Origin of the sequence: Carnobacterium sp. (genome assembly GCF_045617425.1) — a bacterium.
GTDB lineage: Bacteria > Bacillota > Bacilli > Lactobacillales > Carnobacteriaceae > Carnobacterium_B.
This window is the reverse complement of the sequence record NZ_JAZLIO010000022.1, coordinates 187222-200158: the sequence shown is the minus strand read 5'-3', so window position 1 is coordinate 200158 and position 12937 is coordinate 187222. Positions and strand designations below refer to the sequence as shown.

The 12937-nt window shown below is 34.2% G+C and carries 13 protein-coding genes; all 13 read left to right on the top strand.

Annotated features, from left to right (window positions below):
• Positions 1–8: 8 nt before the first annotated feature.
• The 13 genes from msrB to ACKI3H_RS12035 all read left to right on the top strand — a co-directional run bounded on the left by msrB (position 9) and on the right by ACKI3H_RS12035 (position 12935).
• Entirely contained in the window at positions 9–446 is a 438-nt protein-coding gene (msrB, locus tag ACKI3H_RS12095; protein WP_035021923.1) for a peptide-methionine (R)-S-oxide reductase MsrB, read from the top strand.
• A gap of 188 nt (positions 447–634) precedes the next feature.
• A complete protein-coding gene (gene ruvA, locus ACKI3H_RS12090) occupies positions 635–1249 on the top strand; it encodes a Holliday junction branch migration protein RuvA (RefSeq protein ID WP_407372492.1) in 615 nt (204 codons plus the stop codon).
• A 34-nt stretch (positions 1250–1283) separates the two neighbouring features.
• Entirely contained in the window at positions 1284–2297 is a 1014-nt protein-coding gene (ruvB, locus tag ACKI3H_RS12085) for a Holliday junction branch migration DNA helicase RuvB (protein ID WP_407372491.1), read from the top strand.
• A gap of 10 nt (positions 2298–2307) precedes the next feature.
• Positions 2308–3339 carry a tRNA preQ1(34) S-adenosylmethionine ribosyltransferase-isomerase QueA gene (gene queA / locus ACKI3H_RS12080; RefSeq protein ID WP_407372490.1) on the top strand — a complete coding sequence of 344 codons (1032 nt, stop codon included), beginning with the start codon at positions 2308–2310 and terminating at the stop codon, positions 3337–3339.
• A 489-nt stretch (positions 3340–3828) separates the two neighbouring features.
• A complete protein-coding gene (locus ACKI3H_RS12075; RefSeq protein WP_407372489.1) occupies positions 3829–4425 on the top strand; it encodes a TetR/AcrR family transcriptional regulator in 597 nt (198 codons plus the stop codon).
• Positions 4426–4494: 69 nt separating this feature from the next.
• Entirely contained in the window at positions 4495–5640 is a 1146-nt protein-coding gene (tgt, locus tag ACKI3H_RS12070; RefSeq protein ID WP_407372488.1) for a tRNA guanosine(34) transglycosylase Tgt, read from the top strand.
• A 99-nt stretch (positions 5641–5739) separates the two neighbouring features.
• Positions 5740–6084 (top strand): preprotein translocase subunit YajC, encoded by a 345-nt coding sequence (yajC, locus tag ACKI3H_RS12065; RefSeq protein WP_407372487.1) that lies wholly within the window; start codon positions 5740–5742, stop codon positions 6082–6084.
• 165 nt (positions 6085–6249) lie between these two features.
• On the top strand, positions 6250–6531 hold the full coding sequence (locus ACKI3H_RS12060) for a post-transcriptional regulator (protein WP_407372486.1): 282 nt from the start codon (positions 6250–6252) through the stop codon (positions 6529–6531).
• Between the two features lie 220 nt (positions 6532–6751).
• Entirely contained in the window at positions 6752–9382 is a 2631-nt protein-coding gene (gene adhE / locus ACKI3H_RS12055; protein WP_407372485.1) for a bifunctional acetaldehyde-CoA/alcohol dehydrogenase, read from the top strand.
• 249 nt (positions 9383–9631) lie between these two features.
• On the top strand, positions 9632–10279 hold the full coding sequence (locus tag ACKI3H_RS12050; protein ID WP_407372484.1) for a metal-dependent transcriptional regulator: 648 nt from the start codon (positions 9632–9634) through the stop codon (positions 10277–10279).
• Between the two features lie 14 nt (positions 10280–10293).
• Positions 10294–11226 (top strand): metal ABC transporter solute-binding protein, Zn/Mn family, encoded by a 933-nt coding sequence (locus tag ACKI3H_RS12045; protein ID WP_407372483.1) that lies wholly within the window; start codon positions 10294–10296, stop codon positions 11224–11226.
• A 26-nt stretch (positions 11227–11252) separates the two neighbouring features.
• A complete protein-coding gene (locus ACKI3H_RS12040; protein WP_407372482.1) occupies positions 11253–12023 on the top strand; it encodes a metal ABC transporter ATP-binding protein in 771 nt (256 codons plus the stop codon).
• Positions 12024–12935, top strand: a complete 912-nt coding sequence (locus tag ACKI3H_RS12035; RefSeq protein ID WP_407372481.1) for a metal ABC transporter permease — start codon at positions 12024–12026, stop codon at positions 12933–12935.
• The last annotated feature ends 2 nt before the right edge of the window (positions 12936–12937 follow it).

Genomic DNA, 12937 nt, shown 5'->3' with positions numbered 1-12937 from the left:
GGATTTTCATGAACAGCTATGATAAAAACGAATTAAAGAATAAGTTAACCGATATTCAATATGAAGTAACTCAAAATGAAGCTACTGAACGTCCATTTACAGGTGAATACGATGATTTTTATAAAGATGGTATTTTTGTAGACGTTGTCAGTGGAAAACCACTATTCTCTTCAAATGATAAATATGATGCAGGATGTGGTTGGCCATCATTCACAAAACCCATTGAAGAAAAAGAAGTTATTGAAAAAATGGATGTGAAGTTTGGTATGCAACGTACGGAAGTGAGAAGTTCAGATGCGAACTCTCATTTAGGACATGTCTTTCCGGATGGTCCTCAAGATAAGGGCGGTTTACGCTACTGTATCAATTCAGCAGCTCTAAGATTTGTACCAGTTGATAAATTAGAAGAAGAAGGGTACGACAGTTACCGTAAATTATTTGCTTAATGTGGTAAGTTAAATAGGAAAAGCACTCTCTAACTGTTTACATGGTTTAGAGGGTGCTTTTTTATTTTGTCTAGGATTTTTTAGGCAGCAGCTCCTTTTATGGATGCAAATGTGGTAAACTAAATAGCGAACAGGTGTGCCTTTTTGCATCTAGTAAAACGATAGAATGAGTGAATGGAGAAAATAATATGTTTGAATACATTAAAGGGATAGTAACTTTTGTTAGTCCTGCGTATATTGTCCTTGAAACAAATGGGATAGGGTATCAATTGTTTATAGCTAACCCGTTTCGCTTTTCAAGTAAATTAAATGAGGAAGTAACAATTTATGTTCACCAAGCTGTTAGAGAAGATGCCATTACATTGTATGGTTTTAAAGATTATACCGAAAAACAACTGTATTTAAAATTGCTTAGCGTTTCAGGTATCGGTCCAAAAAGTGGATTAGCTATTTTAGCGAATGATAATCATCAAGGTCTTGTACAAGCAATTGAAAATGAAGATGCCGCTTATTTAACAAAATTTCCAGGAGTTGGAAAAAAGACGGCGTCACAAATCGTTTTGGATCTAAAAGGGAAATTAGCTGATTTGGCAGTTGCACCATTAGAGAATACAGTTGAGTATCAACAAGAATTAGTGTTGTCCACTAATTATAATCATGTTACTGAAGCAATGGAAGCATTAGAAGCGCTAGGATACAGTGCGAAAGAAATCAAAAAAGTTGAACCGCAAATTCGTAAATTAAATAAAGAATCGACAGATGCTTATTTACGAGAAGCTTTACGATTATTGATGAAGAAGTAAGCAGAGTGCAAAAAAAGAAAAGTGGTGAAAAACAATGAATTCAGAAGAACGCATTATTTCCGGTGATAGCAGTACGACAGATGAAATTTCGTTAGAAAAATCATTACGTCCACATTATTTAGAAGAATACATCGGCCAAGAAAAAGTAAAAAGAGAATTGTCAATTTATATAGAAGCAGCAAAGAATCGTGAAGAAGCTCTAGATCACGTTTTACTTTATGGTCCGCCTGGTTTAGGAAAAACAACGATGGCGATGGTGATCTCAAACGAAATGGACGTAGCGATAAGAACAACAAGTGGTCCTGCAATCGAGAAGGCAGGAGATTTAGTTGCTCTTTTAAATGAGTTAGAAGCTGGAGACGTTCTATTTATAGATGAAATCCATCGTATGCCAAGACTAGTTGAAGAAATGTTGTATTCTGCTATGGAGGATTACTTTGTAGATATCATTGTAGGACAAGGGCCAACTGCACACCCTGTTCACTTCCCGTTGCCACCTTTTACTCTTGTGGGCGCTACAACAAGAGCAGGGTTGTTGTCAGCTCCATTGAGGGACCGTTTTGGCATTGTCTCGCATATGGAATATTACACAATAGAAGAGCTGAGTGATATTGTTTTGCGTTCAGCAGACATCTTTAATACTGAAATAATCGAATCGGGTGCAATCGAAATTGCCAGACGATCGAGAGGGACTCCTCGAGTAGCAAACCGCTTGTTGAAACGTGTAAGGGACTACGCTCAAGTAGAATCTAATGGAGTGATAAAAAAACAAATAGCAGATGAAGCATTGGCAATGCTTCGAATCGATCAAGAAGGATTAGATTTTGTTGATCAAAAACTATTAAAAACGATGATTGAAAATTATCATGGTGGACCAGTTGGATTGTCTACGATTGCAGCTAATATCGGAGAAGAAATTGAAACAATTGAAGATATGGTTGAGCCATATTTATTGCAAGCAGGTTTTCTTCAACGGACTCCACGTGGAAGAATAGTAACTCATATGGGTTATGCTCACCTCGGTTACCCAATTACTTATATAGATTAGGAGTATGACTATGTTAACAACAAATGACTTTGATTTTGATTTACCAGAAGAATTAATTGCTCAAACCCCTTTAGAAAATCGATCAAGTTCAAAATTATTGGTTTTAGATAAAGAAACTGGCGAAGTTGAAGATGAACACTTCATGGATATCCTTGAAGAACTTAATGAAGGTGATGCACTGGTCATGAATGATACACGTGTACTTCCAGCACGGTTACACGGAGTAAAGCCAACAACAGGCGCACATCTTGAAATATTGTTATTAAAAAATACAGAAAAAGATCAATGGGAAACGCTTGTTAAACCAGCTAAAAAAGCTATAGTGGGTGATGTCATTTCTTTTGGAGATGGAAGACTGACTGCAACTGTAATTGAAGAATTAAATCATGGGGGGAGAATCATTGATTTTTCTTATGATGGTATCTTTTTAGAAGTTTTAGAATCATTAGGAGAAATGCCCCTTCCTCCCTATATCAAAGAACGATTAGAAGATAGTGAACGTTATCAAACTGTGTACGCAAAAGAAAATGGTTCTGCTGCTGCCCCTACAGCTGGCTTGCATTTTACAGAAGAGTTACTAGAACAAATCAAGTCAAAAGGTGTGAAGTTGGTCTTTTTAACCTTACATGTAGGTCTTGGTACTTTCAGACCTGTTAGTGTAGATTCGATTGAAGATCATGAAATGCATTCGGAATTTTATCGTTTAACAGAAGGGTCTGCCGAAGAATTAACAGCTGTTCGAAACAATGGTGGTAGAATTGTTGCTGTGGGAACAACTTCTATTCGTACTTTAGAAACGATTGGTACTAAATTTAATGGAGAAATAAAAGCAGACAGTGGATGGACGGATATTTTTATATCACCTGGTTATACATTCAAAGTTGTAGATGCTTTTTCAACTAACTTTCATTTGCCAAAATCAACATTAGTAATGCTGGTCAGTGCTTTTGCAGGAAGAGAGAATGTTCTAGCTGCTTATCAACATGCAGTAGACGAAAAATATCGTTTCTTTAGTTTTGGAGATGCAATGTTTGTTAAATAGATACTCTTAGTTAATCTGAATAAAAAATAGAAGCTGGCTTTTTAGGCCAACTTCTATTGGTTTTTAGAGAGGATATGAGTGAATCAGCGAATAGTTAAAAACAAATAGTTATTTGAACTTCTTTTAAAACGACATACAGTTTCTTTACTACTTTGGTTAAACTGCCTTTAAACCTTTAAAAATGGTACATATGGTGTTACCAAAGGTACAGCTTTATTTTTAAACGAATCGGACAGTGAATCTGGTAACTAAAAACAGAATGTTGATTTGTTTGCTTCTTCTACTTCTAAACACTAAAGAAATTCAACCAATTCACTCATATAAACGTCTCTCTATCCATCTATAATATACCACAATTAGAAAGCGTTTACTAATGAAGTGGCTTAAAATTAAAAAATAGCTTGTTTTCTAAAATTAGTGTGATAAACTGTTATATTGAGTGAGTACATACTTGTTTAAAAGTATGTTGAATTTGGAGGTCATAATTAAGTGGCAAATGTAAACGCGGAAGCATTAACAAAGACGCAACAACGTATTATTGATGCAGCATTAGATTTAGTTTCACATGTGGGATATAAAAGTACGACAACAAAGATGATCGCTCAAAAAGCTGAAGTCAATGAGACAACTATTTTTAAAAATTTTCAATCTAAACAAGTTTTAATGGATACTGCTTTTAAACAACACACAAAACAAATTACTAATGAAGTAGATGAATTTTTTTCTCAGAACTTTAAAGATACAACGGATTTAATGCAACAGTCCGGTCGCTTTATTGCGGATATTTTTGACAGGCATCGCCAAATTGTTCTTAGTACGATTAAGGAAGTAGGTAATGAACAAACTAAATCGATTTTCAACTATAAACAAGAATATATCCAACAATTACTCTGTACTAAATTAAAAGAGTTCTCGAAAGACCATTCATTAACAGATCAACAATATGAAACAATTGTTTATCTGTTTAATAGTGCTATTATGAGTCTTTTAGTTGATAAAGCTAGAAAAGAATACTCAGATGATGAACAAGGACTGACGATTCATTTGAATGATGTTATTGAGTTAATACTAAAAACTGTGTATTAAGGAATCATAAAATCTAAAAAATAATTAATAAATCTATAATTTATGAAGAACGAAAGTAGGAATAGAAACATGTCAGAACCAGCAATTAAATACCGATTGATAAAAAAAGAAAAACATACAGGCGCAAGATTAGGAGAAATTATTACTCCTCACGGAACTTTTCCAACTCCTATGTTTATGCCAGTTGGAACGTTAGCGACTGTAAAAAGTATTGCTCCTGAAGAATTAAAGTCAATGGGAGCAAGTATTATTTTAAGTAATACGTATCATTTATGGTTACGCCCGGGTGAGGATATCGTTGAAGAAGCTGGCGGATTACACAAATTCATGAATTGGGACAAAGGTATTTTAACCGATTCAGGCGGATTCCAAGTATTTTCATTAAGTGACTTGCGCAGAATTGAAGAAGAAGGGGTTCATTTCAGAAACCATTTGAATGGCTCAAAAATGTTCTTGTCTCCTGAAAAAGCCATTAATATTCAAAATAAACTTGGTCCAGATATTATGATGAGTTTTGATGAATGTCCACCGTTTGACGAAAGTTTTGATTATGTAAAAAAATCAGTTGAACGAACAAGTCGTTGGGCTGAAAGAGGCTTAAAAGCTCATGCAAATCCTGATCGTCAAGGTTTATTCGGTATTATCCAAGGTGCTGGATTTAAAGAACTTCGTCAACAAAGTGCTCGTGATTTAGTATCTATGGATTTTCCAGGGTATTCAATAGGAGGTTTATCTGTAGGAGAACCAAAGGAAAGTATGAATAAAGTTTTAGAATACACTACACCTCTTATTCCAGATGATAAACCGCGTTATTTGATGGGCGTAGGAACTGCCGATTCATTGATCGATGGTGTCATGAGAGGAGTCGATATGTTTGATTGCGTATTGCCTACTCGTATTGCTCGTAATGGGACATGTATGACCAGTAAAGGTCGAGTAGTTATTAAAAATGCACAATATGAACGTGATTTTGCGCCTTTGGATGATAAATGTGATTGCTACACTTGTCGAAATTATACAAGAGCTTATATTCGTCATTTGATTAAAGCAGATGAAACATTCGGATTACGTTTGACTAGTTATCATAATTTGTATTTCTTATTAAATGTAATGAAAGATGTAAGACAGGCTATTATGGATGATAATTTATTGGAGTACAGAGAAAGTTTTTTTGAAGAATATGGTTATAATAAACCAAATGCTAGAAATTTCTAAAGGTTTTATAAGAATCTTATTTAAGAGATAGTAAAAAGACTAGATGTTTGGTAAAGTAAGTAATGTAAAGATGATTGAATCGGAGAATGGAGTGGAAAAATGGAGTTAATTTTTAATTTTGTACCTTTTATTGCGATTATGGGTTTGATGTATTTTATGATGATTCGCCCGCAAAAAAAAGCTGCTACAAAAACACAAAATATGCTTGATGCTATGAAAAAAGGCGACTCAGTTGTAACAATTGGTGGACTACATGGGATTATTGATGAAGTAAATACAACCAATAATACTGTTGTACTTGATTGTGACGGAATCTTTTTAACATTTGAAAAGAAAGCCATTGCTCGCATAGTGACTAACGGAGTTTCAACTCCTGTAGAAGATCTTGGAACAAACACACCACCTCAAGATAGAGTAGAAAATAATACTGACGAAAAACTTTAATCGTTACACTTAAGATCTTAAAGGGTGCTATCAGACTAAAACTGATAGTATCCTTTTTTAATGCAATAGTTGTATTTTAAAACAAATTATGTTATTTTGTTTTAAAGTTCTGTAGTAGTTACATAGAAGGAATGAAGACAGTTTTTAGATAAGGAGTGTATGCTGTTGATCAATGAATCCTTTGCTTACTATGCTAAGTATGAACCGTGGCTAAAATTAAAAATGCAAGAATTTAATCTAATGGGTTACCATCAAATAAACGAAGAAGATTTATGGAATTACGTTACAAGCTTCTGTTGGAAAAGAATAAGACCAACTCACTATTACCAACAAATTAATGATATTATGAAAATTACACCAAATCAGTACTTAGATTATGCTGCTGTAGAAGCTCAAGTTTATAAAGTTACTTCACTTGAAGAGATGAACTTTGATGATTTATTTTAAAAAGAGGAATCAGTGTATTGACTGGTTCCTCTTTTTAAAAGTGATTTTGTGATTTTTTTAACATTTAAATATATGAGTGGGTAAAATTTATAAAAATATAAAACCTTAATATAAAAGGGTTTAAAATGAATTTAATTAAATGGCACTTTTTTACTTTACAAAAAAATAAAAATAAAGTATGATAATTGTGAAATTGATAACAATAATAGGAGGATTTAAAATGATGGAAGTTAGTATGAAAGAAAAAAACAAAACAGTTAAAAAAAGTGCTGTAAGGAATCAAATTAATGTAGCTGATGCAATCGACATCTTAGTTAGTCAAGGGAAAGAAGCATTAAGAGTTTTAGAAACGTTCGATCAAGAAAAAGTAGATTTTATTGTTCATCAAATGGCAATGGCAGGTTTAAACCAACACATGCCGTTAGCTAAAATGGCAGTTGAAGAAACTGGTCGAGGAATTTATGAAGATAAATGCATTAAAAATATGTTTGCCACAGAATCTATTTGGAATTCTATAAAAGACAATAAAACAGTTGGGATAATTAGCAAGGATGATCAAACTGAATTGATAGAAGTAGCCACACCAGTCGGAGTAGTATGTGGTGTAACACCTGTTACTAATCCAACATCTACAACGATGTTTAAAGCTTTAATTGCTTTAAAAACACGTAACCCAATTATTTTCTCTTTTCATCCAAGCGCACAAAAATGTTCTGTAGCTGCAGCAACTGTTTTGAAAGAAGCTGCTATAAAGGCTGGAGCACCGGAAAATTGTATTCAATGGATCGAGCAACCTTCATTGGAGGCTACGAATAGTTTGATGCAGCATCCGGGAGTTGCTGTTGTATTAGCAACTGGAGGATCTGCGATGGTCAAGTCAGCTTATTCCACTGGAAAACCTGCTTTAGGAGTAGGACCAGGAAATGTCCCAAGTTATATTGAAAAAACTGCAAAAATCAAACGTGCAGTTAATGACATTATTGCATCAAAAACATTTGATAATGGAATGATTTGTGCTTCTGAACAAGCAGTTATTGTAGATAAAGAAATTTATCAAGAAGTAAAAGAAGAATTTAAAAAACATTCTATTTATTTTGCTAAACCAAACGAAATAGAAAAATTTGAAAAAGCTGTGATGAATGAAGCAAAAGTTGCTGTAAATCCAGAAATAGTAGGGCAAGCTCCTTACAAAATTGCTGCACTCGCAGGTATAGAAATACCCCAAGAAACGAAAATGATTGTAGTAGAAATAAATGGAGTTGGCGAAGATTATCCGTTATCTCGCGAAAAATTATCTCCAGTACTTGCAATGATCAAAGCAGATTCTACTCGTCATGCATTTGATTTATCTCAACAGATGCTAGAATTGGGAGGATTAGGCCATTCAGCGGCAATTCATACACAAAATGATGGATTGGCAGAAAAATTTGGAGTAGAAATGAAAGCTTGCCGTATTTTGGTAAACTCTCCTACTGCTCAAGGTGGAATAGGCGATTTATACAATAACATGATTCCTTCATTAACACTAGGTTGCGGATCGTATGGAAAAAATTCAATTTCTAAAAATGTTACTGCTGTAAACTTAATGAACGTTAAAACAATCGCGAAACGGAGAAATAATATGCAGTGGTTTAAATTACCAGCAAAAGTTTATTTTGAGAAAAATTCTCTTGCTTATTTACAAGACATGGAGAATATCGAACGTGTTTTCTTGGTCTGTGATCCTGGTATGGTGAAATTTGGTTATGCAGATAAAGTTGTACAAGAGTTAATGAAGCGAACTAACAAAGTTCAAATTGAAATTTTCTCAGATGTTGAACCAAATCCTTCTACTGAAACAGTTAAAGCTGGAACAGAAGCTATGATTCGTTTTCAACCAGATACAATTATCGCTATTGGTGGCGGTTCCGCAATGGATGCTGCTAAAGGAATGTGGTTATTTTATGAAAAACCTGAAACGATTTTCTTTGGAGCTAAACAAAAGTTTTTAGATATTCGAAAAAGAACTTACAAAATTCCAAATTTAACAAAAACACAATTTGTTTGTATCCCAACAACTTCTGGAACAGGTTCTGAAGTAACACCATTTGCAGTAATTACAGATAGTGAAACACACGTGAAATACCCATTAGCTGATTATGCTCTAACACCAGATGTAGCAATTATCGATCCGCAGTTTGTTATGAGTGTGCCAAAATCAGTTACTGCTGATACGGGTATGGATGTTTTAACACATGCCATTGAATCATATGTTTCTGTAATGGCTAGTGATTACACTAGAGGATTAAGTCTTCAAGCAATTAAACTTGTATTTGAAAATTTACGTTCGTCTTATGAATATGGTACAGAAGAAGCTCGAGAAAAAATGCATAATGCTTCTACTATGGCTGGGATGGCATTTGCTAATGCATTTTTAGGCATCAATCATTCTATTGCACATAAAATCGGAGCTGCTTATGATATTCCTCATGGACGTACTAATGCCATATTAATGCCGCATGTGATTCGCTACAATGCAAAAGATCCCGCAAAACATGCATTGTTTCCGAAATATGAATATTTCCATGCACATGAAGATTATGCTGAAATCGCTCGTTTCTTAGGTTTTAAAGGGAACACTACAGAAGAATTAGTAGAATCTTTGGTTCAAGAAATTAATAAGTTAGGAAAAGATGTTGGTATCGATATGAGTTTGAAAGGTCAAGGTGTAACTTCTGAAACTCTATATGATACAGTTGATCAGTTAGCAGAATTAGCATTTGAAGATCAATGTACAACAGCTAATCCAAAACAACCTTTAATTAGTGAGTTGAAACAAATCATTATTGATGCATTTGAAGAAATACATTAAAAACAAAAAAGAAAAGCTAAGGCAATTTGCCTTAGCTTTTCTTTTTTGTTTTCAAAATGCAATTAGTTGGATAAAGGTCTTGCAAAAATAAAAAATCAAGGTATACTTTTAATATAAGTTAGGTAAGCCTAAAAAAACGATCGGATGCTGTTAGAGCTTTAAATAACAAGTAAAAAGATAATCCAATTGGGGTAACTTACTCTACAGTTCTTAAAAGGATAAACCTAAAAAATGAGGTAGGAGAAAATTATGACGCCAAATAAAGAAGATTACTTGAAAATGATTTATGAACTTGGTGGTACAACTAAAAAAGTGACCAATAAAGAACTCGTTGCAGGTCTAAAGGTATCTGCTGCATCAGTCAGCGAAATGGTAACGAAATTATTAAAAGGAGGATTTGTTGAACATGTTCCTTATCAAGGAATTCAATTAACCCAAGAGGGCCTTCAAAAAGCAAGTGCCTTAGTAAGAAAACATCGCTTGTGGGAAGTTTTTTTAGTTAGTCATTTAGGATATGCTTGGAATGAGGTTCATGAAGAAGCTGAGGTATTAGAACACGTTACTTCGGTTGAGTTAGCAAGGAAATTAGATTATTACTTAAATTTCCCTACTGTTTGTCCTCATGGAGGAATGATTCCAACTGAAAAAGGCATCATTGATGAAAAAACACTTCCGAATTTAGTTGATAAACAAGTTTATGATGTGGTCAAAATTAAACGAGTCGCAGATGAGAAAGAATTGCTAGATTATTTAGCTTCACTAGAAGTTAATATAGGGGATATATATAAAATAATAGATATTGGGGCTTATGAAGGACCTATTATACTTGAATCAGAAGGTAGGCAGCTATCAATCAGTTATAAAGCTGCTACGAGTATTTTTATTGAAATGGCATAGAAAGTAGGAAAAAGATGAAAACTATTAAGCGTATTCTTTTCAGTTCAATGTTTATTGCATTTATTTTTCTAACAGGTTGTTATAATTTTGGGTCAAATCAGGATTCGGATAAGTTACAAGTCGTAGCCACAACGACGATGCTAACTGATTTATTGAAAGAAATCGGTGGGGAACATGTGTATGTAACCGGACTGATGTCTGCTGGGGTAGATCCTCACTTGTACAAAGCAAGTGCAAGAGATGTCATTTATATGCAGTCTGCAGATGTAGTAGCTTACAACGGACTAGAACTTGAAGGGAAAATGGGTGAAATATTTCAAGGTCTAGAAGATCAGAAAAAAACCGTTATTGCTTTAGAAAATGGTTTAAACGAAAATGATGTTCTCTCTGCTGGAGAAGGAAGTACCTCCATTGACCCGCATATTTGGTTTGATGTAAGCCTTTGGAAAAAATCAGCAATAGAAGTATCTAAAGGGTTGATTTCTGCGGATCCTAAAAATGAAAAAAGTTATCAAGCAAACTTAGAAAGTTATTTGCTTGAATTGGAAGAGTTAGATCAATATGTAACCAATCGTGTAAATGAAATACCAGAAGATGATCGTGTTTTAGTAACAGCTCATGATGCCTTTAGTTACTTTGGTGAAGAATATGGATTTAACGTTATTGGGCTTCAAGGTTTAAATACAAATGCTGAAGCAGGGACAGGAGATATCAGCCAATTAGCTGATTATATTGTAGATAATGGTATAAAAGCTATTTTTATTGAGTCTTCTGTTCCAACAAGAACGATTGAATCTTTACAGGCAGCTACTAAAGCAAAAGGTTTTGAAGTTGAAATCGGAGGAGAACTCTACTCAGATTCTCTTGGGGACAAAGAAAACGACAGTGAAACTTATATAAAGACAGTGAAATCTAATGTAGATACCATTGTTGATGCGTTGAAATAAATCAAAAAGACTGGAGTGCATAAAGCATGGAGAATCAACAAATAGAAAAAACGACTGCAATACGCTTAAATCAATTGACTGTAGCTTATGAAGCACAACCGGTTTTGTGGAATATTTCGGTTAATATCCCTAAAGGCACATTAACAGCTATTGTTGGACCAAATGGTGCGGGTAAATCTACGCTTATTAAATCTTTAATCAATTTAATCAAGCCAATTGCTGGTGAAGTAGATTTTACTTTTGAACAAACCAAAGATGAAAATTATGGAAAAAATAAAAATTTAGTCGCATATGTACCTCAAAATGGAAGTGTGGATTGGGATTTTCCAACAACGGTTTTAGACGTTGTTGTGATGGGAAGATACGGTCACTTAGGATGGTTTAAAAGACCTAAAAAGAAAGATAAAACCTTAGCTAATGAGATGCTTGCAAAAGTAGGTATGTCTGACTTCAAAGATAAACAAATCAGTCAATTATCTGGTGGACAAAGACAGCGTGTTTTTCTCGCCCGAGCATTGGTTCAAGAAGCGGAAATTTATTTAATGGATGAACCTTTTCAAGGTGTAGATGCGCAAACAGAAAAAATTATTATTCAATTACTAAAGGAATTAAAAACAGAGGGGAAAACGATTGTCGTTGTTCACCATGATTTACAAACTGTTCCCGAATATTTTGATGAAGTTATTTTAATTAATCGTGAATTGATTGGAAGTGGACCAATTGAAACAACTTTTACTAAGGAATTGATTGCCAAAACTTATCGTCAAAATCAAACAAAACCATGGGAGGAAGAATAAATGGATGTACTAAGTGCTCTTTTCTTTGATTATACTTTTCAAGTAGTCGTTTTTGGTTCGAGTATCTTAGGCTTATTAAGCGGTGTTATCGGAAGTTTTGCAGTTTTGCGTAAACAAAGTTTGCTTGGTGATGCGGTGAGTCATGCAGCTCTACCAGGGATCTGTCTGGCATTTATACTTACCTCAAATAAACAAATGGAAATTTTGTTACTTGGAGCACTTATTTCAGGTTTGCTGGCTACTTGGTTGATCATGGTTATCGTTAAACACTCTAAAGTTAAATTTGATAGTGCATTGGCGCTGACTACATCCGTTTTCTTTGGTCTTGGTTTAGTTTTATTAACCTTTATCCAAAAAAGTCCAAACTCTAATCAAGCTGGTTTAGAAAAATTTATTTTTGGACAATCTTCTACTCTTTTAGAGAGAGATGTTAAAATTATGTTCCTAGTAGGGATCGTATTGTTGATCGTGGTCATCGCGTTTTGGAAAGAATTTAAATTGATGGCTTTTGATCATTCATTTGCTACCAGTATTGGATTGCCAGTCTACTGGATGAATAGTCTTTTAGCGACTCTAACGGTGATTGTTATCGTAATGGGATTACAATCCGTTGGAGTTATCTTAATGAGTTCTCTTTTGATTGGACCAGCAGTAGCAGCTAGACAATGGACGAATCATTTATCGATTATGGTAGTATTAGCAGCAATTTTTGGTTGTATTTCTGGGATTATTGGAACTATGATCAGTTCATTAGGCCAACAAATTCCGACAGGACCAACTATTGTTCTAATTATCAGTTCAATTGTGTTGATCAGTATTCTTTTTGCTCCAAGTAGAGGGATTATTTGGAAAATGATTAATAATATGCAACGTAAAAAAGAATTTGCAACTCAATTAAAGAAAGGCGGATAAGT